Origin of the sequence: Ruminococcus sp. RTP21484sp1_RTP21277st1_D2_RTP21277_210401, from assembly GCF_040924225.1 — a bacterium.
Classification (GTDB): Bacteria; Bacillota; Clostridia; order Lachnospirales; family Lachnospiraceae; genus Blautia_A; species Blautia_A faecis.
Window position 1 is genome coordinate 1 of record NZ_JBCOMJ010000048.1, and the last position, 26,572, is coordinate 26,572.

General features: G+C 39.2%; 21 protein-coding genes and 2 pseudogenes. 4 read left to right on the plus strand and 19 right to left on the minus strand.

Going from position 1 to position 26,572, the window contains the following annotated elements; all coding sequences use genetic code 11:
* Positions 1-42 precede the first annotated feature (42 nt).
* The 10 genes from AB5706_RS21810 to AB5706_RS21855 form a co-directional block, all read right to left on the minus strand.
* Positions 43-234, minus strand: a complete 192-nt coding sequence (locus tag AB5706_RS21810; RefSeq protein ID WP_195700444.1) for a helix-turn-helix domain-containing protein — start codon at positions 232-234, stop codon at positions 43-45.
* Between the two features lie 491 nt (positions 235-725).
* Positions 726-1,415 (minus strand): MgtC/SapB family protein, encoded by a 690-nt coding sequence (locus AB5706_RS21815; protein WP_195589444.1) that lies wholly within the window; start codon positions 1,413-1,415, stop codon positions 726-728.
* 120 nt (positions 1,416-1,535) lie between these two features.
* On the minus strand, positions 1,536-2,243 hold the full coding sequence (locus AB5706_RS21820) for an MBL fold metallo-hydrolase (protein WP_195589445.1): 708 nt from the start codon (positions 2,241-2,243) through the stop codon (positions 1,536-1,538).
* Between the two features lie 8 nt (positions 2,244-2,251).
* Entirely contained in the window at positions 2,252-3,076 is an 825-nt protein-coding gene (locus AB5706_RS21825) for a glycerophosphodiester phosphodiesterase family protein (RefSeq protein ID WP_226855062.1), read from the minus strand.
* Positions 3,073-4,824, minus strand: coding sequence for an ABC transporter permease (locus AB5706_RS21830; RefSeq protein WP_195589446.1), 1,752 nt, complete (start codon positions 4,822-4,824; stop codon positions 3,073-3,075). The genes AB5706_RS21825 and AB5706_RS21830 overlap by 4 nt, the downstream gene beginning before the upstream one ends.
* 14 nt (positions 4,825-4,838) lie before the next feature.
* Positions 4,839-5,843 carry an ABC transporter ATP-binding protein gene (locus AB5706_RS21835; RefSeq protein WP_195589447.1) on the minus strand — a complete coding sequence of 335 codons (1,005 nt, stop codon included), beginning with the start codon at positions 5,841-5,843 and terminating at the stop codon, positions 4,839-4,841.
* Positions 5,844-5,878: 35 nt separating this feature from the next.
* Positions 5,879-6,907 (minus strand): extracellular solute-binding protein, encoded by a 1,029-nt coding sequence (locus tag AB5706_RS21840; RefSeq protein WP_195589448.1) that lies wholly within the window; start codon positions 6,905-6,907, stop codon positions 5,879-5,881.
* A 499-nt stretch (positions 6,908-7,406) separates the two neighbouring features.
* Positions 7,407-8,423, minus strand: a complete 1,017-nt coding sequence (gene galE, locus AB5706_RS21845) for a UDP-glucose 4-epimerase GalE (protein WP_195589449.1) — start codon at positions 8,421-8,423, stop codon at positions 7,407-7,409.
* 58 nt (positions 8,424-8,481) lie between these two features.
* The gene (locus AB5706_RS21850) at positions 8,482-9,582 is read right to left on the minus strand and encodes a phosphotransferase enzyme family protein (protein WP_195589450.1); all 1,101 of its coding nucleotides are present in this window, start codon (positions 9,580-9,582) and stop codon (positions 8,482-8,484) included.
* Positions 9,583-10,512 carry a nucleotidyltransferase family protein gene (locus tag AB5706_RS21855; protein ID WP_195589452.1) on the minus strand — a complete coding sequence of 310 codons (930 nt, stop codon included), beginning with the start codon at positions 10,510-10,512 and terminating at the stop codon, positions 9,583-9,585.
* Positions 10,513-10,684: 172 nt separating this feature from the next.
* Between AB5706_RS21855 and AB5706_RS21860 the strand changes: the two genes are divergently transcribed.
* Positions 10,685-11,593: a helix-turn-helix domain-containing protein gene (locus AB5706_RS21860; protein ID WP_195589454.1), complete on the plus strand. Its 909-nt coding sequence runs from the start codon at positions 10,685-10,687 to the stop codon at positions 11,591-11,593.
* Between the two features lie 299 nt (positions 11,594-11,892).
* Here AB5706_RS21860 and AB5706_RS21865 read toward each other — a convergent pair.
* The 3 genes and pseudogenes from AB5706_RS21865 to AB5706_RS21875 all read right to left on the minus strand — a co-directional run.
* Positions 11,893-12,153 (minus strand): annotated as a pseudogene (locus AB5706_RS21865) (ISNCY family transposase); the annotation flags it as partial.
* Between the two features lie 84 nt (positions 12,154-12,237).
* On the minus strand, positions 12,238-14,409 hold the full coding sequence (locus tag AB5706_RS21870) for an extracellular solute-binding protein (protein WP_195589462.1): 2,172 nt from the start codon (positions 14,407-14,409) through the stop codon (positions 12,238-12,240).
* A gap of 306 nt (positions 14,410-14,715) precedes the next feature.
* Positions 14,716-14,915: pseudogene (locus AB5706_RS21875) on the minus strand (DUF5348 domain-containing protein).
* Between the two features lie 421 nt (positions 14,916-15,336).
* On the opposite strand from AB5706_RS21875, the gene AB5706_RS21880 reads away from it, so the two are divergent.
* From AB5706_RS21880 to AB5706_RS21890, 3 genes are all read left to right on the plus strand, one after another.
* On the plus strand, positions 15,337-15,774 hold the full coding sequence (locus tag AB5706_RS21880; RefSeq protein WP_195589465.1) for a plasmid mobilization protein: 438 nt from the start codon (positions 15,337-15,339) through the stop codon (positions 15,772-15,774).
* A complete protein-coding gene (locus tag AB5706_RS21885) occupies positions 15,746-15,910 on the plus strand; it encodes a hypothetical protein (protein ID WP_330634160.1) in 165 nt (54 codons plus the stop codon). The genes AB5706_RS21880 and AB5706_RS21885 overlap by 29 nt, the downstream gene beginning before the upstream one ends.
* Before the next feature lie 253 nt (positions 15,911-16,163).
* Positions 16,164-17,372 carry an IS110 family RNA-guided transposase gene (locus tag AB5706_RS21890; RefSeq protein ID WP_195982893.1) on the plus strand — a complete coding sequence of 403 codons (1,209 nt, stop codon included), beginning with the start codon at positions 16,164-16,166 and terminating at the stop codon, positions 17,370-17,372.
* A 134-nt stretch (positions 17,373-17,506) separates the two neighbouring features.
* On the opposite strand, the gene AB5706_RS21895 is transcribed toward AB5706_RS21890, so the two are convergent.
* The 6 genes from AB5706_RS21895 to AB5706_RS21920 all read right to left on the minus strand — a co-directional run.
* Positions 17,507-18,577 (minus strand): DUF4179 domain-containing protein, encoded by a 1,071-nt coding sequence (locus AB5706_RS21895; RefSeq protein WP_347161035.1) that lies wholly within the window; start codon positions 18,575-18,577, stop codon positions 17,507-17,509.
* A complete protein-coding gene (locus tag AB5706_RS21900) occupies positions 18,567-19,130 on the minus strand; it encodes an RNA polymerase sigma factor (RefSeq protein WP_118580693.1) in 564 nt (187 codons plus the stop codon). The genes AB5706_RS21895 and AB5706_RS21900 overlap by 11 nt, the downstream gene beginning before the upstream one ends.
* Before the next feature lie 138 nt (positions 19,131-19,268).
* Positions 19,269-19,553, minus strand: coding sequence for a hypothetical protein (locus AB5706_RS21905; protein ID WP_147422319.1), 285 nt, complete (start codon positions 19,551-19,553; stop codon positions 19,269-19,271).
* Positions 19,554-20,399: 846 nt separating this feature from the next.
* Positions 20,400-21,143, minus strand: coding sequence for a sugar phosphate isomerase/epimerase family protein (locus AB5706_RS21910; RefSeq protein ID WP_118580687.1), 744 nt, complete (start codon positions 21,141-21,143; stop codon positions 20,400-20,402).
* 96 nt (positions 21,144-21,239) lie between these two features.
* On the minus strand, positions 21,240-25,202 hold the full coding sequence (locus AB5706_RS21915; RefSeq protein WP_347161036.1) for a cadherin-like beta sandwich domain-containing protein: 3,963 nt from the start codon (positions 25,200-25,202) through the stop codon (positions 21,240-21,242).
* 24 nt (positions 25,203-25,226) lie between these two features.
* The coding region (locus tag AB5706_RS21920; protein ID WP_472515494.1) for a hypothetical protein at positions 25,227-26,572 on the minus strand (1,346 nt) is incomplete at its 5' end.

The following is a 26,572-nucleotide window of genomic DNA, read 5'->3' on the forward strand; positions in this document are numbered from 1 at the left end:
GGATGAACAAAAGAAATATGAGGTGATCAAATCATTGGCAGATCATCCAGCCCCTAACAAGCAGAGAGCTGCCCTTAGTCTTACATATGTTTTCATACTGGGATTTCTTAAATTATTCTCTATCTTTTCAAGATGGGATACACTAATCCCAGTTTGTTCAGCCAACATTTCCCTAGACAGCTTTCTCTCCGCCCTGAATTTACGAATAGTTTCCCCTATCATTTCCCTCTGCATGTTTTTTCCTCCAGATTTTGTATTTATACTTATTAAGTTTTTTTATAAAGGAAGCAGGCATATAACAGCCTGCTTCCTTTTTCCTAGCTCCTTATTCAATATTGGCTGTGAGAATCTTATATATTCCTTTTGGTCATAGCCTTCAAATTCTTTTTAAACCCAATCACACATGTTGCATGATAGCCTTTCTATTGTTTCTCGACTCTGTCATTGTATTAGCAAAGTTTACTTTTACAATTATCTCAACTTAAACAAAAGGAAAAGCCCCCCGAATGAGTACCTTGTTTAGCAGAACATACTTTCAACCTACGATTATGAGTGTATAGTCTTTTTAAAATTCTACATAGCAATTCGTGCCCCTCCTGCACAAGTATTAGCGCTTGTCTATCTATTTTACTTACAAGAGAGCTCTGAAAATATCAAAAACAGGAATGAGGAAACATATATATTCTTGTCATTATATTTTCCTCATTTTGTATATCTATATACCGTCAAGAAATATATTTGACATCTATCACTCCTCGTAACGAATTCAGAAGAGATAACACATCCTCTCTATCTCTATGAGCACAATTCTGAATAGAAACTATGGCTCCCTTAAATTCGTGTTTTTTATCATAAACCTGAACCTCTCCAACTTTCATTCCCATATCTTTTATACCAGTATAAAAATCTGAAAGATTAGAAACATCTTCAAGACGAACATAAACGCTAAACCAACCATCGTTAAACGTAATTCTGTCTTCCAATTTTTTAAAATTTCTAATAATAACATAAACTGCAAGAGTGGCAACTATACCACATTCAAAAAAACCGATTCCTATTACAAGTCCTATACAAGCTGATGCCCACAGTCCTGCCGCAGTAGTCAAGCCTTTTATTTTTGATTTTCCAGATATTACAATACTTCCTGCACCTAAAAAACCAATTCCGCTGACAACTTGTGCACCTAATCTAGCCGGATCCCCTGCACCATATTTATAAAATAAAAATTCCCCAGTAATCATAACAACACATGATCCCAGACTTACCAACATATATGTTCTCATACCTGCAGGTTGATTCGCCTTTCCTCTTTCGAGACCAATAACGCCTCCACAAGCCATGGATAATATAATGCGGAAAATCATTGTAACAATACTTAAATCGCTTAAAGACTTACCTAATAATTCTACGCTCATTTCAACACCTCTCCATCCAATTAATTATCTGTTTCTATCCATTCATAAGTCACAAAATTAAAAAGGGCTGCCCGTACTAAATCTCTTTAGTACGGCGGCCCCGAAATTCTTTTGAGTTTCCTAATTAGCAGAAATATTTTTTACTTGAACATACTTAAATCCTTTTTCCTCGATTTTTTTCAAAAAATCATTTGAAAAATGCATACAGTAAATATCTTTTCTCTTCTCGATAGGAAATACATTCTCCAATGTGCTTAATGGACAATGTGACAAATGATCAGAAGAAAATTCTGTCGTATCCTGATATATTGTCTGAATTTTTCCTGCAAAAAAATCTTTCACAATCATACTTGGAATTTCATAAGAATCTCCACTGTAATAGATTCTTTCATCAGAAAAGTCCAATACATAACCATAGCATCTTATATCATCAGCATGTTTTACCGAAACCGCTTCTATTCTTACATCCCCTATAAGATTAATTTCATCTGTTAGCATTTCATATGCATCCGATGTAATTCCCATCATTTCTAATAATTTTATCAATGATTTCTCAGGATGAATAATTTTAACCTTCTTCCCCAACACAAAATAACTATATGAAATGATAGAAGAAAGACTTCCCACATGGTCAGCATGGGTATGTGTTATAATGATATAAATATCATTATATTGTTCTAACAATTTCATTTCATACAATTTTGTAAAAACAGTTTCTCCTGCATCAATAAGAAAAAATTTATTATTTCTCACAAAATAAGCACTCGTATTCCCTAAAAGAGGATTAAACGCAGATCCAGAACCTAAAAATGTAATAATTTTTACCACCGCCTTTTCTAATAACGATTACGTAAATAATTTACACAATGATGTGTCCAGTCCGTTTGAATAATATCAAATCCCTTTTTAGCCAACCATCCCCATCCATCTTCCGGGTCACCAGTAAGAGATATGTCATCGTTATGTCCTGCTGCTAATGGCACACGACTTGAATACACAATTGAATTCCCCCATAAAATTCTTCCTTTTTTATGCATCATGTCAATATAAGAATCCTGTGCAATAGAAGATGATTCACTTTTAAAAACAAGTTCTGCACCAATATAATTGATGTTCATATTCTCTATCTTTTCTGAAGCAACATCTTCCTCCATAAAAATTGGCATATAATCCACTTTTGGAGCAAAAGTCTCTACCATTTTCAAAGATGCATCCGAAGGATCACTTTTTAGAAGAACTTGATCTGCCATATTATGTTTATTTACAATTTTCATGACATCATCCAGTATTTTAATACTTCTATCAAGATTCAAAATACATTTATTTTTTAAGTGTTCCAATACCTCTTCAAAAGTATTTAAAGGCAAAAAGGTTTCTGTCAAATCAACATTGCACAATCTAAGTCTTCTTATTTCTTCAGATGTCATTGATTCAACTTTTATATGTCGATCCAATTGAGCCGGTTCCATCCCCGTATGAAATACAAATATCTCTCCATCTATGCTCTTAAACAAGTCCATCTCAAGGATGTCAGCCCCTTCCTTTAATGCGATATCGAAGGAAGCAATTGTATTTGGAGGAATGTTTCCTCCCGAGGTTCCTCTATGAGCCGCAACTAAGATACCTTTTTCTTTTCTTAATTCTAAAGTTGATTTCATCATGCCTTATTTTCCTTTTTCTTTCTCGAAAAAATTCCTTTGATTGTAGCAATTCCATCATATCTTCCCAACCAAAGAGCAATTGTCGAAATAATCATAAGAATTACTGTATAAACAAATGCCATTGCCTGGGCGTCCGTAGTAGCAGTTTCATCTGTCGCAAGCTTAATTACAATACCTAATGGCTGGAACAGAGGATGATACAAGAAAACAGATAAATCATATTCTGATAACAAACCATTAAAATTCAACACAACAACAGAAAGAACAACAGGCATGATAATAGGAAGTATTACTTTTCGCATTGTATAGAATGGCTTTGCTCCCATAACCTGCGCAGCCTCTTCCATATTTCCATCAAGCCCGATAAATGCAGCACGAATCATACGGTATGAAAATGGAAGTTTAATAATCATGTACGCTATCAACATAATCACAGGGGTAGCTACAAGAACTTTATTAGCAAGATTCCAACGTGCTTCGTCATATGTCATCATAAGACCCAGCGCAATCATTGTGGAAGGCAACAACCAAGGAATAAGAATCAACGGCTCATAAAGTTTATCCCATTTATGCTTCAGTTTCGTAACAATTCTTGCAACAGCTATACATATAACCGCAACAGTAAGCGCTGCCACAAAGGAATATAAAATACTAACCAGATATGGCTTATATGCTGTTGAGGAACGGAACAATTTTGCATAGTTCTCCAGGGTAAATGAATCCTTTCTGATTTGACCTGTTTTTATGGTCATTCCATCTGTAAATGAAAACACCAAAACGTTGATAATAGGAAGCATATAAATTACAAACATAACATATGCTACAATATGTGCAATCACATTTAAAACTGGATTTTCAATTTTCTGTTTTGTCATTTTAGCTTTAGTCTTAGAAATAGAAATATAATTTCCCTTTTTTTCTATTTTCTGCATAATAAACAGAAGAATTGAAGTAGCAATTCCTAATATGATTGCCAACAATGCTGCAATATCACGAGAACCAGTCATATTTGCAAATGTCTTTATCATCGGATTAATGGTCTGGAAATCAGGTCCACCGACAATCAACGGCCCAGACATCGTACTCAAAGCAGCAATAAACGTAAGAATAGTAATTGCAAAAATTGTAGGTTTCATTGTAGGAAGAACAATTTTAAAAAGAATTGTTCCCTGTGAAGCTCCCATATTTTTTGCAGCTTCAATTGTGTGGTAATCCAAATTTCGTACTGCATTTGTAAGAAACATCATATGATTCGATGTTCCGGAAAACGTTATAATGAACAATACGGCTCCAAACCCCACAAACCATTGCGGATCCATATTCGGAAAGAACTGCATTAAAACTTTTGTAACAATACCAGTTTCCCCATATACAAATTTATACCCGGTAACAAGAACAACGCCTCCATAAATTAAAGTTGTCATGAATCCCAGGCTTAAAATTTTAGAACCTTTTATATCGAAATATTCTGTGAATAAAACAATCAATATTCCTGAAACATTCACAGTAACAACGGATGCAACAGCCAGCAAAAAACTGTTTTTCAAACTGTTAATCGCTCTTGTTGATTTCATAATTTTATGGATAGCATCCAATGAAAAATGCCCGTCCTTAATAAAGACTTTTAAAAGCAAATTAACATTAGGAAACACCAGGAAAGAAAAAATAAACCATATTAAAAAGAGCTTCAAAATCAGCCCAGGGATATTAATTGTTCCATCCTGCAATTTCGATTTTAATTTTCCCATAGAGCTTTCCCCCTTTAAAATTGCATGATATCCTGATAGTCAATATATAAATCTACTTCGTCGCCTTCTTTATAGTATTTATATCCATCATTTTTCTCAAGATACTTAATGGTCTCACCCATGCAAGAAAGAGTATATTTTGTCAATATCCCATTAAACTCTAGTTCAGTAACAGTTCCCGTGATTTTTGCATGATTAGGCATATAATTATTCACACATTTCTCGATCCTGATAAAACCAGTCTTTTGAACATCTAATTTTGTTCCAAGCTGTTCATTAATTGAAGTCAATATTTTCGTTCCAAACCGATTAATATCACCTATGAAATCACAAACAAATTCACTTTTTGAAGAATTATAAATCTCATATGGTGTTCCCACCTGTTCAATATAACCGTTATTAAAAACAGCAATTCTATCAGAAAGTGTCAGCGCTTCTTCCTGATCATGTGTGACATACAATGTTGTGATTCCCAGTTCTTTTTGGAGACGTTTTAATTCCAATCTCATATCAATTCTAAGCTTGGCATCAAGATTTGAGAGCGGCTCATCTAAACATAATATTTTAGGTTCCAGTACAATAGCCCTGGCCAAAGCTACCCTTTGCTGCTGCCCACCTGATAACTCGGAAACATTTTTCTGTAATTGTTCATCCGTAATTTTAATTTTTTTAGCAACTTCTCGGATTTTCCTGTCAATCTCAGCTTTTGGCAGTTTCTTCACTTTCATACCAAATGCAATATTTTCATAAACTGTCATTGTCGGAAACAGCGCATAACTCTGAAATACCATACCGATATTTCTGTTTTCTACCGGCAGATTAGTTACATCCTTTCCAGCAACAATAACCTTTCCTTTAGAAGGAGTAATGAATCCTACAAGTGCTCTTAATGAAGTGGTTTTTCCACATCCACTTGGACCAAGGAAGGTGAAAAATTCACCTTCCTTGATTTCCAGATTCAGATCATTAATTGCTACAAAGTCACCATATCTAATTTCAACATTCTCAAACTTTACCATGGTATGCTCCTATCTGAACTTATAAAAAGTTACAATTACTGAATAAATTCCAGTTCCGCTTTTTCTACCCATGCATCAATATTTTCTGCTATGAATCCCCAGTCAAGATCCTGCGGAGTAAGCATTTCCATCAATTCTGCCAGATCATCGGATACATTTGCAAGTGCATCTTTCTGACATGGGATTGTACCAAAATTATTTGACCACTCAAGCTGTATATCAGAACTTCCAAGCCAATTAAGAAATTCCACGCAAAGATCATAGTTTTTAGTGCCTTTTGCAATTGCTACAGATTCAACTACATATGGTTCTCCAACTTCAGGGGTCATAACCTGGAATTTATAATCACGTTCTTTCTGTTCTGTTAATACACCTGATGCCCAGTGTTCATCCATCGGGTATGTACCATCAATAACTTCTCCAATAGAATCTTCACCTTCAGCGATATTATGAGCGTTTCCTAAAAATGATGCTGCAATTTCCCAACCTTCATCAGATATACCAAGTTCACCTTCTGGATCCTGATAACGACTAATAATACTTGCATACACAGTTTTTCCAGTACCACCGTTTAAACCATGAAGCTGATACAAACCAGAATATTTTTCATCAGTAAGATCTGTCCAATCGGATGGCATATCCTCATAATCAACATTTCCAATCAGTAAAAGAGGTGTTGTTGTTACAGGATAATAATATCCATCCGAATCAATCAAACTTTCATCTACTCCATCTGTCCAATCAGGTTTCCATGTTTCCAGAAGATCATTTGCTTTCAGTTTTTCATATTCAATGTTATTCAAACCAAAAACGACGTCACACAATGGATTATTTTTTTCAGCAATCATACGCTCTGTCACTGCAGATGCCCCCAGACTTACAACTTGCACATTGAAGCCTTCTTCTGCCGCTCTGTTAATTAACCATTCATCACGACCTTCAGAGCCGTTGTTGGTGTAAATAACAATTGACTGACTCTTGTCTACCTCTTCTGCCTGTACCATGACAGAACCTGCTGAAACAATCATTGCTCCTGTTAATAATGTAGCTAACATTTTTTTCATAAGATTTTCCTCCTAATTTTATAACGTTTCACGTTTTTTTGCTGCATACAAATAATACCACTTTTATTATAACGTGTCAATATCTAAAATAGTCATTTTTGCATATTTTACAATGAATTAACATGTTTTTTTAGTATATTTTAACTTCATTTTCCTTTTTTATTTATTATAACGTTATATTTTTCACAAAATTCAATAATTAAAATTGAATTCTAACTTTCTTTATATCAAAGCCTAAAATAAACAGTATAATATATAGGCGTTTGCGAAACGTCAAAAGCCGCATAAACACGGAAATTTTTGTTGCCAAAATAAAATATCTCCTCAAAGTTTATGGTAAAACTCCAAATATCCCTTCCTTCCACAAATTTGTCTTTGAACTTACCCGCGAGCAAAAATTTGACAAAGAGAAAAGCAAAAGCACCTGACAGCTTTCATCTTCATCACTGTCAGGTGCTTTTTATTTTTCTTATATTGGGGTTCTACTTCTTAGTTTGTATCAATCTTCATATCCATTTGGATTATGGGACTGCCAGTTCCAAGAGTCTGCACACATCTCACGAATATCATTTTCTGCTACCCAGCCAAGCTCTTCTTTTGCCTTGGTTGCATCAGAATAGCAGGTAGCTATATCACCTGGACGGCGCGGTTTGATTACATACGGAATCTTCACACCGGTCGCTGCTTCAAAGTTTTTCACAATATCCAGGACACTGTAGCCTTTTCCGGTTCCCAGATTGTAAATGCTTAAGCCGGAGTTGTCTTCAATCTTCTTCAGAGCCTTCACATGACCTTTTGCAAGGTCAACCACATGAATATAGTCTCTCACACCAGTTCCGTCCAAAGTATCATAGTCATCACCGAATACACCCAGTTCTTTCAGCTTGCCTACAGCCACCTGTGTAATATATGGCATCAGATTATTTGGAATGCCGTTTGGATTCTCGCCGATAGTTCCGCTCTTATGTGCTCCGATTGGGTTAAAGTAGCGAAGAAGCACTACATTCCACTGCGGATCTGCTTTCTGAATGTCGGAGAGAATCTGCTCCAACATGGACTTGGTCCAACCGTACGGATTGGTGCACTGTCCCTTCGGACAGTTTTCTGTAATCGGAATCTCTGCAGGATCACCATAAATCGTTGCAGAAGAAGAGAAAATAATGTTCTTTACATTATGCTTTCTCATCACATCCACCAAAGTCAAAGTACCAGCAATATTATTTTCATAATATTCCCATGGTTTTGTAACAGATTCGCCAACGGCTTTTAATCCGGCAAAATGTATGCAGGAATCGATTTCTTCTTTATCAAAAACTTCATTCAAAGCATCACGATCAAGGATATCTGCCTTATAGAATTTCACCGGTTTTCCTGTGATCTTTTCTACTCTTTCCAGAGATTTTTCACTGGAGTTGCACAAATTATCCGCTACCACTACATCATAACCTGCGTTCTGCAGTTCTACAACTGTATGACTTCCAATGTATCCTGCGCCACCTGTCACTAAAATTGACATAACTATTTCCTCCTCATATCATGCTGTTGTTTTCAGTCATTAACTTCTTTTATATTTGCTATTTATATTTTTGCACAATGGCTTTCATTTCGGAAAGTTTTTCTTCCATTTCCTTCACCAGTTTAAACTGTGTCCGACATCTATCCAAATTATGACCTTCTCTATGAACCTTAAAATAATGGTCACCTTCCAGATAATCCGTCAGAAAACGAACACCGCATTCAAAAGTCATCAGAACAGCTCCCATAGGAAGCATCTCTAACTCCATATCCGTCAGAGCTTTGCCACAGCCTTCGATAAATCCTTTTACATATGTTTCATAAAGATGAAGGTCAAAAGAAACCTTATCCAGATTTCTCTCATCCTCTGCAGCTGTCGTTGCCCCAAAACGGATGGAATCCCCAAAATCATTCACAGAAAGACCCGGCATCACTGTATCCAGATCAATGACACAAATGCCTTTTCCAGTTTTGTCATCAATCATAATGTTATTCAACTTCGTGTCATTGTGGGTAACACGAAGAGGAAGCTGTCCATCTTCCTGCATATCCACAAGAGTATGGCAAAGTTCCTCACGATCCATAGCAAAGCGAATCTCTTCCTGCACACTCTTTGCACGGCCGCACACATCTTGTGAAAGAGCTTTTTGGAATTTTTGAAAACGATCTACCGTGTTGTGGAAATTCATGATGGTCTCATGAAGAGTTTCCGCCGGATAATCCGCCAAAAGGCGCTGGAAATTTCCAAAAGCAACTGCACTTTGATAAAAATCATCTTCATTTTTCACCTGATCATAGCAGGTGGCTCCCTCAATAAAAAGATAAACTCTCCAGTATTCTCCTTCCTTATCCACATAGTAAGAACTGCCCTCCTTATCGTTTACAAGGTTTAACGTCTCACGCTTCACATCCCCGCCATTTTCCAGGATTTTTTTCTTCAGCCAAGAAGTCACGCCACTGATATTTTCCATCAGTCCTACAGGATCAGTAAAAATGCTTTTGTTCATTCTTTGCAAAATATAACGATTTACCTTTTCCCCTACCCGAAAAGTAAGGCGATAGGTATCATTGATATGTCCGTTTCCATAAGGAATACACTCTGTCAGTTCGCCAGCAAAATCAAATTCTTCGATTACTTCCTCAATTTTTTTCGTTTCCAATTATTCTTCCTCCCATAATTTCTGCGGATAAAGACCTTCATCTTTTAACTTCTGAATAGCTGCTACTACAACGGGCTTATCCTCTTTGTAAGTTACCCCATACCATTTGTCCATGGATTTCAAAACCTTTACCGTTGCTTTTTTCTCGCCCAAAAGCTCATCTACCACAAAAGGAAGGAAATATTCACATTTCAGCGGATTTTTCTCCAGATTCTCATCCAGGAATTTCGGGAAACGGTCTTTTAATTCCTGAAGAATACTTGCGGAAAATCCCCACATATTCATAGATACGGTACTACCCTCTGGAATTTCTACCCAGGTAGAGCCGTCATCTTCCGTATAAGCAGCTCCGCCCTCTCTCTTTTCGATATGGGTGCGCTCATTAATCGTGATCAAATGTCCTTCCTCATCTGTCACACAGACGCCTCGCGCCACATGACCGTTGTCTGTCAGTGTGTTTTCCAACTTATACCCAACCATCATATACTGATAAACACCGTTGTCCTCCTCCCCTTTGGAAAGGAAATCATACGCCATTTTAAACGCATGCGCTCCGTAATAATCATCCGCATTGATCACCGCAAAAGGTCCGCCAATTTCATCAAAACAACTTAAGATGGCATGCCCGGTTCCCCATGGTTTCACCCTGCCTTCCGGCACAGCATAACCTTCCGGAATATTATGAAGATCCTGAAAAATATAAGCAACCTCCAGTATTTTACTCAAACGGTCTCCAATGGCAGATTTAAAATCTGCTTCATTTTCTTTCTTGATAATGAAAACCACTTTTTTGAATCCGGCTCTTACTGCATCATGAATTGAAAAATCCATAATAATATGACCTTCCTTATCCACCGGGTCAATCTGTTTGAGACCGCCGTAACGGCTTCCCATACCTGCTGCCATAACTACTAAAACTGGTTTCTTCATAAAACACCCTTCCTTTCTGTTCTATCAGCCTCATTTTAACATGTCCGAAACAATAGTATTTACATTATTGCTTCTTTCTTTTACATAATGCGTTCAACCATCTGGCTTTTTTTTCTCATATGCATTATACTATACATCAACAAAAATCTTTAGTAGATAGGAGGACAGAAAAGTGGCATATGAAGCTTTGCAGTTGAATCAGGAACTGCATATTTCCGCTGTTTATACTGTTCATTACTTTGAATATCGCAGTGATTTCCATTTTCCCGGCGAAGTTCATGATTTCTGGGAATTCCAATGTATAGATAAGGGCTCTGCCAAAGTATGTACAGACGAAGCTATCTACCATTTAAGCCGTGGTCAGGTCATCTTCCATAAGCCCAATGAATTTCACACCATGGAGGCCGAAGGAAAAACTCCGCCCAATATTGTGGTTGTCTCTTTTGCATGTGATTCTCCCTGTATGAAATTTTTCAAAAATCGCATCCTCACCATTTCCGAATGGGAACGCAGTCTTCTTGGCATGCTGATTGCAGAAGCAAGGCGCTGTATTGCCTCCCCTTTGGATGACCCGTACCTGCAGAAAATGAACATGCGTCCGGACTGTCTTTTTGGCTCTCAGCAATTGCTGGTTCTCTATCTGGAACAGTTGCTCATCTCGATGTTCCGCCGCCATACCATCCCACAGTTATCAGTTCCTGAAACAAAGCTTTTCCACATAAAAGGAGATTCTGCCCAATACAACAAAATCATTTTTTATCTGGAGGAACACATTCGGGAATTTGTCTCTGTCAAAGAAATCTGCCACGATAATCTGATCAGCCGCTCACAGCTGCAAAAACTTTTCAGGGAGCAGCATCAATGTGGTGTGATTGAGCTTTTTCTGCAGATGAAAATCGAATTTGCAAAACAACTTATCAGGGAGGACCAGATGAATTTTACCCAGATTTCTGATTTCCTAGGCTATTCGTCCATCCACTATTTTTCCCGGCAATTTAAAAAAATTACGGGCATGACTCCCTCGGAATATTCCAGTTCCATTAAAGCGCTCTCGGAACGAAGAAATGAAACCGATATATAATAAGAATTTGGTTATTGCAAAACAAGTTCGCAATCCTGATTGAAAACAAGGATAGAATCCTGTAATACAGGATTCTTAGGATGGAAAGTGTATGATTTTAAATTCAGGCATAACAAAAAGACTTATCGGACTAGCCACTAAGAAAAAGATGTTATGAAAAGTAAATGTCAGACAATTAAAGGCGTAAGACTTCGGATGTATTGATACTGATGAATTTTATCAGCAACCATCACTGTAACAAGTTATGTAATGCCTGCAAACGATAAGTCTGCGCGAAGAGTCTTTTCGTTTTAAGTTTTACGATGGGCAATGCAAAAGCTATCTTTGATTTGCTGGATAACCGGATTGGCAACAACATAGATATGCACGGAAACATAGGCTACTTTATAAGAATTATAATTCTCATCAAGATTATTTGCTTTAGCAAAAGCCTTCGAGTATTTAATAATGCGGTTTACATACTTGGGATTATTTTCGGTAACCCATGCTTCGATGCCCGATGTATCAAAGATAGTCATGGAACCAAGCGCAAGACCAAGCTATTGGCAGATTGGTTCGGTAAACACCTAAAGTATAATACATACAAAAAAAGAAGGAGTGGACTGGATTATAAACCACTCCCCCTCCTTTTTCTCAATATAGCATCAGAATTCAGAATCTATCATACTCTGTGCTCTTTCCAACGCCTCTTCTACACTAAGCAACCCTGACATTACATTTTTTACAGCAGAACCAACTATATTCAAAAACTTTTTTTCATCAAAAGGTCTATAGTCTGTATCTGGTAATCTCTTTGTTCGAGATAATGAAAAACATTTTTTTGAAAATTCCAACCATGGAAATGTATTTATTATATCATACTTATTATATGTTTTGATGCACGGAGAAACACTGCCAAGTGCTGCCATCGCCGATGCAACTGGTTCCATAGTAATCCATTTAATGAACGCCAGCGCATCTTCAGGATGTTTACTATTTTTAGAAACAGCAAGAGAGCCTCCTCCATAAATTGGGTTTCCTCCTGGTACCATTCCAAATCCTACATTTCCTACGATCTTAGAATTATATCCAAGAATTTCTGATGCGTAATTACTAAAATTAATCATCATTGCAACATTTCCATTTGCAAATTCTTTTGCAGCTGTAGTCCACCAACGAGCAGTTTTTCCTGGTGCATATTTTTGAGCTTCTACCAACTCTTCAAGTGCTTTTCTTCCAACATCATTATTGATAATTATTTTACCTTCATCACTATATAGATTATCTTTATGACTAAAAAAACGTGTTAAAAATTCTGTAGATGCAACACCTGTATTCCCTAATGTTAAGTTAGCTCCATACCGAACATCTGTACCAAACCCATTTCCTTCAGTAAAAAAAGCCGCAATCCTATTATATTCTTCAAACGTTTCCGGTATTTTTAATTCCTGTTTATACTTTTCACGATACATTCTCCTAATCGCAACATTCTCAAAAAGATCTTTTCTATAAAACAAAAGCTGCGAACTTGGAGATACTGGAAGCGCGTATATTTTATTCCTTACATAGCAATACTTATCTTCCAGAGAAGGCAAATATTCAGAAAACACCTTACTTATATCAGGTTCAATCTTATCCAATGGAAGCAGTAATCTTTCCGCAAACCACGAAAGCCATGTAACATCAATCCTGAATACATCATATAAATCTGATGTTTCTGAATTGACAAACTGATCATAAATTTCATCATATGCAAAAACAGCTATTTTTACTTTTGTACCTGTTTTTTCTGTATAAAATTGTGCCAGCCCTTGCATAATAATAGATTCTGGACTATCTAACGCTAATATATTCAGACATTCTGCTGTTTCGTGACTAACTTGAATGTTTTTCCAATTTCTCTCACCATCATTTTCAAAAATGTGAGTTTCTGGTATCAAATTTCCCTTGTTCTGAATAATTCTGGCTGCAACTTCTCGTCCAAGTAAACTATAATTTAACTCATATTTTTTAAAGTCTTTTTCTGGAAGATATACTACAGGAGACAGCGTATGAATATCTATTTTTTTTTCGGAAAAAAAAGAATTAATTATCTGTCTTATTTTTTCAGCAAATCCCATATTTGTTGTCACAATGACATCCATCTCTTCATTTGAAGCAAATAAATTTAAAATGCTATGGGATACTCTTCCTAAGTCAGTTGTAATTTTTTTAACATTGCAATAAGAACTTTCATCAATTTCGGAACAAAAACCTTTTAAATACTCAGCTTCATTAGTATATTTCTCAGATTCCGTAACAACTAATACATTTTTATATCCATTATTCAATATTTTTTTTGCCATCTGGATACCAGCAAGTTTATAATCAAATCCAAAATAATCGGCTTCGAAACCAGGATGTCTTTCAACAAAACAAACCTTTGCAAATCCAGCTTGCTTGTAAACATTCTCCTTTCGATATAGGCATGTAATAACAATCATGCCACATACCATAACAGATTTCGCTTTTTGAATCATCTCAAGTTCAACCTGAGGACTATTATTTGTCAAGAATAATTCTGTTGAATAGCCATTGCTTTCTACATAGTATTTTAAACTATAATAGAATTCACGATACTGCCGTGATTCAACTGTAGGAAGAATAACTCCTACAACTTTTCCCGTTCCTTTACGTAATATCCTTGCTCTTTCATTAATTGTATATCCTAACTGCTGAGCAGCTTCTTCAACAACACGAATTTTTTCACTGCTTACATTGCCTTTACCATTCAGCACATTAGATACTGTTCCCTGCGATACTCCTGCTAATCTTGCAACATCAAGAATGGTTGCCATATTTCCACCTTATTTCTCCATATTTTATAACGTTTTAATAATTATACAATATTTCCCGAATTTTTGCATTCTTTTTTTTATATAAATTATACTATAATTAGATTGTCAAAAGTCCTTTTGACCGGATTCTTCTACAACATTACACGAAGTAAATATACTAAATATAATAATTCCGGTTAGCAAATTACCCTTTTGACGTCTAAATCATATTATATTTGCACTAGCTGATACTGTTCACGGCAATGTCATTAACATCAGAAAATCCCTGTACGATATTTTTTTATTCAAAAAGTTGTAAGGTGGCGTTTATTTTATCCTTGCTCTAACACATTCCAAATTACTTACCCTATATGGTGTACCAACAAAACACCACACCTGATTGATATTTATTTCCATCCGAGTAGTTGTCCATTCTCCATCAAGCATACCTCCAAGCATTCACCGCAATGAAATCCATTATGCCACCATAAATCTGATACCCAAAATCCATATCTGCCACTTTCAATATTATATACCTATCTTCCCTCTGTCATGTTTTTACATTTCTCCTTCATGCTCGCTATATTTTTTTACTTCTAAAAATAATCTAAAATACAACAATATGCTTTTTTAAACAATTTATTTCATTTATTGTAAATTGCCATCTCATAAATCTTAAATCATTTCATATTCAAAAATTAGTAACTCAGACTTTCCCTTAAGATAAATTAATTGGCTTTTATTTGAAAGGTAATTATTCTCTCTTTTAAAGCAAGATTCGCCAGAGTAACTCAAAACTCACTTTCGTGGTTTTGCTTACCTGGCAATCTTGATGGGGATTCTGCTTCCCCATACCCTCGGTTGCTGCACATTTTTTAAATGTGCAATCTGGCTCCTATAAAATAGTCGCAACGTGATGGCTCTGCCGTCACGGGAAAGGAGAAACACATGGCAAGGCCAAAGAAGGACGGACAGCTCCGTCATACACACCAGATTATGCTCCGTCTCACAGACACAGAATACGAAATCGTAGCAGAAAATGCCAAAAGTGCAAATCTTACACTGGCAGAATATGCACGGAACCAGATAATGAATAAAAAAGTCACTGTTAAATATGAGATTGTGGCAGATATACCAGAATTGAAAAAACTGATTGCTGAGTTTGGAAAGATTGGCAGTAATCTGAACCAGATTGCCCGGCACTTCAACAGCGGCGGTATCCATTCTCAGGAAATGAGAAAAGCGATAAATCAGAGTATCGCAAGAATCTACGAAATGAAATATGAAGTGTTAAAAATGGCAGGTGATTTTACTTCTATCTCCGGCCAGCCTAAAGTTAAGAATGAAGGAGATCTCCATGGCAATCCTGAAACACATAGCAAGTAAAAACGCAGATTACGGTGAAGCACAAAAATATCTCCTGTTTCAGCATGATGAATATACAGGGAAGCCGATCCTCGATGAAAACGAGGAGCTGATTCCACGCAGTGAATACTTTCTACTACAATATATTTATGGTTAATATCCCTTACAGCCAGTAAGGAATTATCCATCTTGTTGCTTAAGCTGTATAATGATGGAGCAATCGGTATATCGAATACTTTCTTGGACTCCGCGTCCGTAATTAAGACTGATAACCAGCTCCTCATTCGCAGCGTTCGTTTTATGCAGGTTGAATCGCCATAGGTGCATTCGCGTCACACCACAGTAGATTGAATAGGCAATGAGTAAAACTGGTACTTATCCATTGCAATAATCTTAAGGAGTGACAATTTATGAACGCAGTAGGTATCGATGTTTCAAAAGGTAAGAGTATGGTTGCTATCATGCGACCTTTCGGTGAAATTGTTTCCGCACCTTTCGAAATCAAACACACAGCCAGTGGTATCAATTCACTTGTAGAACTCATCAACTCTGTTGAAGGTGAGTCCCGAATCGTGATGGAGCACACAGGGCGTTATTATGAAGTCCTCGCTCATCAGCTTTCAGAGGCAAATCTTTTCGTCAGTGCCATTAACCCAAAACTTATCAAAGACTTTGATAATGATTCTCTTCGTAAAGTGAAATCTGATAAAGCAGATGCTGTTAAGATTGCCCGATATGCTCTTGACAAATGGCAAAATCTTAAACAGTATAATGTTATGGATGAATTACGCAATCAGCTCAAAACCATGAACCGTCAGTTCGGCTTTTACATAAAACACAAGACGGCTATGAAAAATAATCTTATCGGCATCCTTGACCAAACCTATCCTGGTGTCAATACTTACTTTGACAGTCCTGCACGCAGTGACGGCAGCCAGAAATGGGTTGATTTTGCATCTACATACTGGCATGTAGACTGTGTCCGTAAAATGTCCCTGAATTCCTTTATCGACCATTATCAAAACTGGTGCAAACGTAAGAAGTACAACTTCAGCCAATCCAAAGCTGAGGAAATCTATGGAAAAGCAAAGGAACTTGTTCCTGTACTTTCAAAGGATGCCATTACAAAGCTTATTATTAAGCAGGCTGTAGACCAGCTTAATAGTGCCTCTACAACTGTTGAGTCACTACGCACTCTCATGAATGAAACTGCATCCAAACTCCCGGAATATCCTGTCGTTATGGCTATGAAAGGGGTTGGAACTTCACTTGGTCCTCAGTTGATAGCTGAGATCGGAGATGTTTCCCGTTTCACTCACAAAAGTGCTATTACTGCATTTGCCGGTGTAGATCCCGGTGTTAATGAATCGGGAAGTTATGAACAAAAAAGTGTTCCAACTTCCAAACGAGGCTCCTCTGATCTTAGAAAGACTTTATTTCAGGTAATGGATGTCCTGATTAAAACGCATCCGCAAGATGATCCTGTTTATCAGTTCTTAGATAAGAAACGTGCTCAAGGCAAGCCTTACTATGTCTATATGACTGCAGGTGCCAACAAGTTTCTAAGAATCTACTACGGACGAGTGAAAGAATATCTTTCATCTCTTCCAGAATCTTAATTATCCACTAATATTTTCAGGCCAGCACTGGTGTGGTGGTCTTATTTTGATACCTAATTTTCAACCTGTATAAAATTTTCAATGTTCTTCAATTTAGCCTTGACTTTTTATTTGCAGGCTACTACATTTCCGATTTAATTTTGTAAATCAACGGTAATACCATCTCCAACTGAAACCGCTAGGTCTTCCGGTGCCTGGTCTTCATCATATACCGTTCCTATTTCTTCTATGTAAGCCTCTTCTGATTCTTTCTGCTCATAGGAAACCATTTTTCCTGTAGTTCCTGAATAGTGATAGAGCTGCAGCGTTAACTGTTTTGCATGATCCAAAATTCTCCAATCTTGTAATTCAAAAATTAGATTCGGTTTATCATAGGAAGTGAGATTAAAAACATATTCATTTCCTAAATCGTCCTTCCCGCGAAGCCAAAATTCGTCGTCCTCCGTCATATCGGAATATGATCCAGAAATGGTACATCCGAAAATATTATATTTCATTTCTGAAATCAAAAACGTCTGATCCTTCTCAATTGGGATAGACACTTGAATGTCAATTTCTTTTGTGTCTGCCTGCAGTGCTTCTGGATCTGCTGTAAATGAAAAACTATATACATCCCTTTCTTCAACCTGCTCATTTTGATTTTGGAAGGTTCCTATTTGAATTTCAAATTTCTGGGAATGATCAGCTCTACTTCGATTAAATTTCGCTGCAAAGTATTTGGAAGTCACTTTTTCTGATCCGCTACTGTTATCAAGCGAATATTGATTTTCTAACGCTAATGACTCGCCATCAACTGCGACCTGAATGCTGCTCATGGAAATGTCATTTTCGCCATTTTCATCAGTCAGAGAATATGCAATCCAAAGGCTTTTTGCATCCGCTGCAACTTCCTCTAACGAAACCGCAATTCCATTTTTTTCGATTGTCTTTTGAATTGTTTTCACATATTCATCTGTTTCCTTCTCAATTCCCAAAATCCGGCCAATAAGAGAAGTCATTTTATACCAGGCTGCTTTTACCTCATTCTGATGTGTAAGTCCACCACCAATAGCAGCCACTAATATGATACAGGCTGCTGCAACCCGTATGTAGCGCTTGACTCTTACGATTTTATTTTCTTTCCACGGTTTCGCCGCCTGATAAATGTATTTCTCATCTATATCCTCAAATGCCGTTAAAAAATCCCATCCTTTATTATCCCTCATAGCCAGCCTCCTTTAATAAACCATAAAGTTTTTTCCTGCTACGAGCCAAAACTGACTTGATCTTACTTTCCCCACAGGCATGTCGGTCTGCTATCGCTTTTACAGGATCCATATACCAGTAGCGTCTAATAAAAATATCCCGGTCACGTTCCGAAAGCGTTGATAAAAAGTGGTCAAATAATTTTACAAGTTCTTTCTTTTTTAAATAAATTTCAATATCAGAAGAAATTGCACTTCCAATTTTTTCCACTTCCCCAGCAATATCTTCCATATGTGAATCCACCCGTTTCTGCGCATTTCTTTTCCGATAACGGTCGATTGCTGTATTTCTTGTTATTTTTGAAACAAAGGAAGACAAAATAGATGGTCTTCTTGGAGGAATGCTGTTCCAGGTAAAAAGCCATGTATCATTTACACACTCTTCAGAATCCTCCCTGCTGTATAAAATATTGTGTGCAACTATATAACACATATTTTGATATTTATTTTTGGTCTCTACAATTGCATTTTCATCTCTGGCAAAATACAAATTAATGATCTGTGCATCATCCATCCTAAGCTATCCTCCTTTTTCACCTTATATCACGTATTTTATTTTAATTGGTCGCATGAAAAATGTAATTTTTTTATTTTTTTTGCAGAAAAGGAAATGAAATATATTTCGTTCCTAATTCCTTTTCTGCATTTCCATTTACTGGTCAATTACTTCTGTCATATAAGCTCCCTGACCATCTACCGCAGTAACTATTTCTTTTCCGTCTTCTGTTTCAATAATCTGCCCCACTGATACCTGATCCTGTGGTCCGCTGGTGCTTAAATCCGGATCTTCGTCAAATGTGGCCAGCGGGTACATTACCCTCTCTCCATTTGCATTGAAAAATTCATGTAATTCAACTCCAGAACTGGCAGCCACTGAAGCTGTTCCAATCAGCATACACGCTGCCGCTCCAATCCAAAACTTTTTTCGTTTCATCATGCTGCTCCTTTCTCTTAACCGTGATTATTTTTTATATCCACAAATACTACAGGTCTTCTTCAAAAACGGATAACTATGTTTACTGCAATATGTCCATGGAGTGTAAGTTTTTATCCCCCTACGATGGCATTTATTACATTTGTTTGAGATAATCAGCCGTTCTTTGTAACAGATTCCAGCTGTTCCAACTGTTCGAAAATCTGTCTTTTTACCAACAGCTTCTAAATATCTCGCCGGATGTTCACATGGCGCATTTGTCGCATAGGAAGAAATCGCTTCAATTGGTTCTGTTACAAAAGATCCATCTTCATTTACTCTGACAATTCTTTCCTTAGCACCAGTTTCTGTTACATAAATGTTTCCACTGGAAATTACTTCCTACGCTTCATTTTCCGCACCCATTACAGAGATACCCTGCCCTGCCATATTTCCCATAATTGTAACACTTGTCATAATAATTGCCATCCACTTTTTTAATCCACTCATCCTTTTTACCTCGTTTTCTTAAATTTTTCCCTATAAGTTGTAAATAAAAATTTTTAGAGCCCTCCCTTCAAAGTTTCGTTATTCCTTTTTCACTATATATCACGTAAAATTTCGGTATCCGTTGCATCCTTGCTAAAAATAATTTATTTTATTCTCAAAACCTCCAGCCCTAATTTGGCACACAAACAGGATCCGTTTATAATCTGTGTCTTGGCGTTTTATAAGTAGCCGTAAATCAAAAGCCCCCCGGCAGCATAGTTCCAAAGATCCATACTATCGGGGGCTTATCCCTCATCTCATCATAATTTCCATATTCTCCTGACGATATAAAGCAATTTATCAATAGTGCTGTTCCACAACTTATTTTTCAGCCAGGCTGTCAAGGCATCTTTTTATGTCCTCTTTTTGCATGCACTCAATGGTCCAGGTACGTTCTTTTGTTTCCGGCAGATAGCCAAGCACTTCCTCCCAGGGAAGGTTTCCGCTTCCAAGCCCGATGTGGGAATCCCGGTCTCCGCAGTTGTCGTGGATGTGGACATGACTTACATAGGGAGCCAGATTTTTCGCCCACTCCCTGACATCCAAAGAAGAATAACAGTGCGCGTGTCCGATGTCCAGGCACAGCTTGAAGTTTGGCTGGTTCACCCTCTCATAAACATCCAAAAGAAGCCGCCAATCATCATCAAATACATTTTCCAGCACGACTTCAAGTTCTGTTTTGTTTTTCATAAATTCCTGCCAGAATTTGGCAACCTGCTCCGCCCAATATTCTTTGTAGTAAACATACGGGTTCATGCCAGAGTGAAAGACAATCTTCTTAGCGCCAAGGTGAAGCCCCGCCTCATAGCACTGGTTGAATCTTGTCATGGTGGCTTCCCGCACCATACTGTCATATGCACAGGGGTTCACATCCAGAAACGGACCGTGAAGGATCAGATCCCTGGTTCCTATCTCTTTCATTTTCTCCCAGTACGTTTTGATCGAATCCGAAAGCTGATCCAGGTTATCCGAAATAGAAAAATCAATGCTCTCGATCCCAGTTCCATACTCTTTTACCAAAGCCTTCATGTCATCATCTAAAACTAAATGGCTAATATATATCATTTTTTTCCTCACTTTTTTTGCGAAGCTGCTCCTGCCTCTTTTAAATGGCAGAACAGGCAGGAGCCCTTTAAGGCTTTGCTGCCTGTTCTATCTTTTTTATTTTACTGTGATCTTAATTTTTTTCGATTTGGAACCGGATTTTACCGTAATGGTGGCAGTTCCTTTTTTCTTTGCAGTGATCACACCTTTTGCGGTAACAGTTGCCACCTTCTTATTAGAAGTGGTATAGGTTACCTTCTGCAGGGAGGTGATCGGGCTGATGACTGGCTTTAATGTCAGTTTCTTGCCCTTTTTCAGGGTTGCCTTAGAAGCAATGCCTATGATCTTGGTTGTCTTCACCGCCTTCTTTTGTACCGTAACGTTGACCACCTGTTTTTTGCCGCTTGCAAGTGTGATGGTGACTTTTGCTTTTCCAGCTTTCAGTCCTTTTATAGTACCCTTGCTTGTCACTGTTACAATCTTTTTGTTGCTGGTTGTCCAGGATTTTACGGAATCTCCATTTGCAAGACCGCTCACCTTCACCTTTGTGGTAGACTGTTTTACCTTCAGCTTTATACTGGTGGCATTTACTTTGATGGTTGGGGTAAGTTTACTTCCTACAGTGCGGGTTTCCGTTCTTCCCTTGTTGCTGGTGCGTTTCTGTGTTTCGGGGGCAAATACCGTTGCTCCCGATACGGTTGTCCAAGGACCAAATACCTCCGGAACTTCCGTCGGTGTCGGAGTCGGCGGAACGGGTGTCGGGGTAGCCGGAACCGGAGTTACAGTCGGTGTCGGGGATGGGGTATCGGTACGCTGTACCACAATGGTATAGTCGGTTGTCTTTCCGGATTTGGTGGTAACGGTAACCTTTACCTCTGCTTCTGCCTCTGGATTTGTTTTATCAAAATACATGGCAATTCTGTGTGCTGCACCACTTCCGGTTACTTTTCCAAGAACCGTTACCTTGCTGGTGCCACGGACTCCCACAGCGGTAACCGATGCGCTGCTGTCTGCCGGTTCTGCAAAGATATTTAAAAATTCCCGGCTCTCTTTATAGATTGCCCGGTAGCTGGTTGTTACACTGCTAAATTCCGGGGACAGCGAAATCCGGTTTGCCGTATTGGAGTAGGTATTGCTGGTGCTAAGTGCCATGTTCGCAAGAACCGGAGTGGAAATATCCTGGGAAATATGGAAAGTATATTCCCTGCTCTTTCCCATACCGCTTACAGTTACCTTCACATCTGTGGAGCCGCCGCTTACATCCGCTACAAAACTTCCTGCATACGCCTGTCCATTTACAGTTATGGTGCAGCCTTCCGGTGCTTTAAAATCAAAGGTCACTTTGCCGGTATTCTCTGCTACCGTTAAATTATATTTTAAGGTATCTTTTCGGAAAGCAGAAGGCCAGGTCACTTTTCCAGTATCTGCTGTGACTGTCACGCTGTCCAGATAGGCTCCATTTGTTTCCAGAGCCATCAGATAGTTGGAATCGTTTTTGTAATAAAGGGTGCCCTCACGGTCTGCACAGATGGTACTGATGCAGTATTCCTGCTGGTCACTTGCCGGGCGGAAAAGCTCTACGGCTGTTCCGGAGGTCTGTCCCGGTTCATCGGACAGCATATAAATACCGCCTGGTTTTGCATTGTAGGTAAAGTACAGATAGACTCTTCCATCTGCCTGTCCATCCCCATTATAATCCTGGTTTTCGTAGGCCGTAGACAAAAGAGGCGCTGCCTGGGGATAGCCTGGGATGGATACGTTATATGCCAGAGAGATCCCGGAAGCGGTTTCAGTTAAGACTGCAAAATGATGACCGCCATCGGAATTGAACTGGCCACCGTTTCCGCAGACACCTACATAGATCCTCCCCTTATATACAACCGGGGAAGCAGTTACCATGCCGCCAAGGTTATAGCTGCAGGCAGTTCCAAAGGTGCCGTCTGCATTCATCTGCACGCGGTACAGATACCCGCCTTTGGTGGTGAAATATACATAACCATTATTATAAACGATAGTAGAACGAATATCTCCATGGCTTGTCATCTTATCCATGAGCAATCCGGTATGTGTGTTTACGGAATACAGGATGGCGGAGTTGGTATCTGTTCCTTCTGAAGAACCGTCGTCGGAACCAAATATCAGGTAATCGGATGAGGCATAAGAACCAGCCCAGTAAAAGCCGCCCTTATGGTTGTATTTCCAGGTGCAGTGTTTAATCTCCGTTCCTGTGGATGGATCCTCGTCTGTAACAGACAGACAGAAATAAGAGCCTGCTGTAGTCTCAGAATTCCAGGTTCCGGTATAGATATAACCATCCTTGTAAGTGATCGGGGAAAGTGTCTGACCTCCCAGGGACTCACTGATCCATAAGGACTTTAAGGAAGTAGCACTGACCGCCTGGATCTGACCGCCGCCGATCTGTGCAAAGAGCATTCCCTCTGCATAGGTAAGGGGGATCATGGCATACTGCATATTTCCAGAGAGCTGTTCGCTGGTCTGAAGGATTTCCCCTGTGTTTTTATCCAGCTTATAGATAAACTGTCCAGACGCTACATAAACTGCTCCGCCCAGGATCAGTGGTGGTGTGATGGCTGCCTCCCAGCCCACTCCGATCCTTTTGGTCCATTTTAACAGGGTGGAATCCGCACTGGTTGGGGTGCTGCTTCCGGTAATGCCGTTATTTGTTTCACTGTTTCGAAAATTGATCCAGTCATTGTCCGTGATCTCCGGCTGCGTAGCATCCTGTTTTACCAGTTCTGCACTAATGTCGGAAACCTCGCCGCCGGTAAAACTGCCCTGCTGGGAAATATAGCCATATTTAGAAATATTCCACGTATAGGCTTCTCCTTGAAGGATGTTCTCATAAACCATCAGGGAATCGGCGGAAGGGGTAAGGCGCTCCCCATCCTTGCCATATACGCTGATGACCGCATCCTCCGGGGTTACCTGGAAACTTACTTTGTCACTTGTGCTTTTATGAACCAGGATGGTGTAGGTGCCGGTGGAGGTATAGGTTTTCTCTGCCAGGGCAGGATCCGCATAGGTGTTTGCCTCTGACATGGAGAGCGTCACTTTGGTATCACCGGTGTCTGCCAGTGGAACGCTCACAGCCGTATCTGTAGAAGAAAACGGAACCTCTTTTACTTCGCCTGTGGTTACATTTTCACTGGAAATGGCAAGCTGATACCAGTTGCCGGAAAACGCTTTTGGAACCACCTGTAAAGAAGCAGTAGAAACTGCTACCGTTGCCTCGTAGTCCCTTGTAGTTCCTGTCGTGTCAAATTTCGGAAGGATATTTTTTGCCAGGTCCTTGTCATCCGGCAGGCAGGCCTTGAGATCGGAAAGGTCAAGACGGCGTTCTACCAGGATCTGGTAAACCTGCTTGTCCCCTTCTGTTCCTGCGGTGATAGTATAAAGTGCTCTTTTGGAGCCATTTTCTCCGGCTGCAAAAACGGAGGCAGCTATATTGTAACGGGTACCATCTGTGTATCCGCTTTTTGACATTTCCGCATTCTGTTTTTCTCCGTCCAGTCCCGTGGTTTCCAGCTGAAGGACGGATCCCTCCGGTGCATTCCCTGCCAGATCCGCTGTGATCCAGAAGGATGCGGAATCCATGTTGGAACCATATTCTGCCACATAAACCTTGCCGCCAAACTCTGCGTCAAGATCAGACATACGCTTTAATCCTACGGTAGAAGCACCGCTCTGGCTGGTATATAAGGTCAAGTTCTGAAGGTAGCCACCCTCATCCTGCGCATCGGTTTCTGGCATGATGATAGGATCTGTCTCCCCTTCAAATCCCTCCTGGGAATCAGAGGCTTCAAAGTCCTCTTCTCCTGAAAAATCTTCTTCTGCTTCCCCGGAGGTAAACCCGGTAAATTCAGAAACGCTTGCAAAAGAATCCTCACTTTGTGTGTCTTCGGATTCCTGGGAACCACCCTCAAAAGAATCCGTCTCATCTGTAAAAAATCCATCCTCTTCTGCGGCATAAGCGGTGTTTAACGCATACACCGGAAGATTTCCAGCTAACAGGGCCGCAGACAAAAGTCCGGTCAGCCATTTTTTCATTGTTGGTTTCATTCAGTTCTCCCTTCTTTTCTTTGCTTACGCCGTTATTTTGGGCTTTTTCTTGCTTTCTTTTTTAAACCTTTTCTTTGCCGTTACAAAAAAGAGAGCAAAACCAGTTTCCAATACCGCAATCACCAGAAGAAATTTTGTTGTCAGACTTGCTTTTTGGATTCCTCTTGTCACACTTCCTGCAAAAGATTCCTCCTGAGCCTGGTTCTTTCCAGTTGTATTTGTAACTGTGGTTTTCGTTTCTTCTGTAAAACCATCTGACGCCTCACTTTTTTCTTCTACCACCGGGGAGGGAGTGGCTTTTTCCATCACCTTCTCCCCTGCTATGGTATAGCCAGGCTTTAAATCCTTTGCATATTTCTTCCCTGTCCGGTCTGTCCACTTCGGGGACTCATTTTTTTTGGTGTCAGCTGTCTTCATATTTCCAAACAAAGAAGTCTGTTTCTCCCCCTGGAGCTTTAAGGAAGCCTTAATCTCCCCAGTGGTTTTCTCCCCCTCTTTGCCTCCAGCTTTGCTTCCCTCCACCTGTTTTAAATTGGATAAGGAACCCTCGCCGTTTTGTCCTGGGATAGTGGCCTGGGACTTATTTCCGCCATGGTCGGAGCCATGTACCAGGTTTCCAGGGGTACCGGCTGTTTTTATATCCGGGATCCCCATGACTAAAGAATCACTTACATTTCCCGCTGCATCCTTTACCACGATCACCAGGTCTTTTTCCCCGGAGGATAATCCAGTCAGGGTAATGGTATTGGTTCCGGCTAATACTTCTGTTCCTTTCCCACATGTATCTAGGGCGGGTACCTTTGCCCCTGCCTCAATCACCTGGTAATAACAGGTTCCCTTTTCGGAAGTTTTATAGACAGCAGAAGCAGTGTCCGTGGAGATACGGCTGGCACTGATTTTTTTTAGTACCGGAGCTGTCGTATCGGTAAGTTTCAGGGTAATATAATAGTCTCTGGTTGTCCCGTCCTCTGCTTTTACCTCCAGGCGGACCTTCGCCTCTTTTTCCTGGTCGGCAAAAAAGATCTTCCAGTAGAGGCGGTCTTTGTTGTCTTTCGTTCCCGTGATGGTCTCATCTTTTTCTACAGTTCCTGCCTTGATACCGCTGATGGCATAAACCTTAACAGAAGCTTTTTCATCCTCTACTTCTGGCCAGATGTTCAGGCTCTGCCGTTCGCCATCGTAGGAAGTCTCAAATTTTTCCTTATCTGGAGCCAGATCCGGGCTTAATTTTAAGATTCCTTTTCCGTACTTGTCGGAACTGGAAACATACAAGCCCTTTAAGGCTGTGTTGCCGCTAAGAAGGGTGATGGTATATTCCGTCACCGCAGGATCTGCCGTGATCTTCTGGTAGAATTCCTGGTACCCTTCTT

Coding starts and splice junctions, on each gene's coding strand:
- AB5706_RS21830 (WP_195589446.1), bottom strand. CDS start 4,824: ATGGGAAAATTAAAATCGAAATTGCAGGATGGAACAATTAATATCCCT.
- AB5706_RS21810 (WP_195700444.1), bottom strand. CDS start 234: ATGCAGAGGGAAATGATAGGGGAAACTATTCGTAAATTCAGGGCGGAG.
- AB5706_RS21885 (WP_330634160.1), top strand. CDS start 15,746: ATGGCAATCCTGAAACACATAGCAAGTAAAAACGCAGATTACGGTGAA.
- AB5706_RS21905 (WP_147422319.1), bottom strand. CDS start 19,553: ATGATGAAACGAAAAAAGTTTTGGATTGGAGCGGCAGCGTGTATGCTG.
- AB5706_RS21870 (WP_195589462.1), bottom strand. CDS start 14,409: ATGGCAACCATTCTTGATGTTGCAAGATTAGCAGGAGTATCGCAGGGA.
- AB5706_RS21890 (WP_195982893.1), top strand. CDS start 16,164: ATGAACGCAGTAGGTATCGATGTTTCAAAAGGTAAGAGTATGGTTGCT.
- AB5706_RS21835 (WP_195589447.1), bottom strand. CDS start 5,843: ATGGTAAAGTTTGAGAATGTTGAAATTAGATATGGTGACTTTGTAGCA.
- AB5706_RS21910 (WP_118580687.1), bottom strand. CDS start 21,143: ATGATATATATTAGCCATTTAGTTTTAGATGATGACATGAAGGCTTTG.
- AB5706_RS21840 (WP_195589448.1), bottom strand. CDS start 6,907: ATGAAAAAAATGTTAGCTACATTATTAACAGGAGCAATGATTGTTTCA.
- galE (WP_195589449.1), bottom strand. CDS start 8,423: ATGTCAATTTTAGTGACAGGTGGCGCAGGATACATTGGAAGTCATACA.
- AB5706_RS21815 (WP_195589444.1), bottom strand. CDS start 1,415: ATGAGCGTAGAATTATTAGGTAAGTCTTTAAGCGATTTAAGTATTGTT.
- AB5706_RS21825 (WP_226855062.1), bottom strand. CDS start 3,076: ATGATGAAATCAACTTTAGAATTAAGAAAAGAAAAAGGTATCTTAGTT.
- AB5706_RS21915 (WP_347161036.1), bottom strand. CDS start 25,202: ATGAAACCAACAATGAAAAAATGGCTGACCGGACTTTTGTCTGCGGCC.
- AB5706_RS21900 (WP_118580693.1), bottom strand. CDS start 19,130: ATGGATGATGCACAGATCATTAATTTGTATTTTGCCAGAGATGAAAAT.
- AB5706_RS21895 (WP_347161035.1), bottom strand. CDS start 18,577: ATGAGGGATAATAAAGGATGGGATTTTTTAACGGCATTTGAGGATATA.
- AB5706_RS21855 (WP_195589452.1), bottom strand. CDS start 10,512: ATGAAGAAACCAGTTTTAGTAGTTATGGCAGCAGGTATGGGAAGCCGT.
- AB5706_RS21880 (WP_195589465.1), top strand. CDS start 15,337: ATGGCAAGGCCAAAGAAGGACGGACAGCTCCGTCATACACACCAGATT.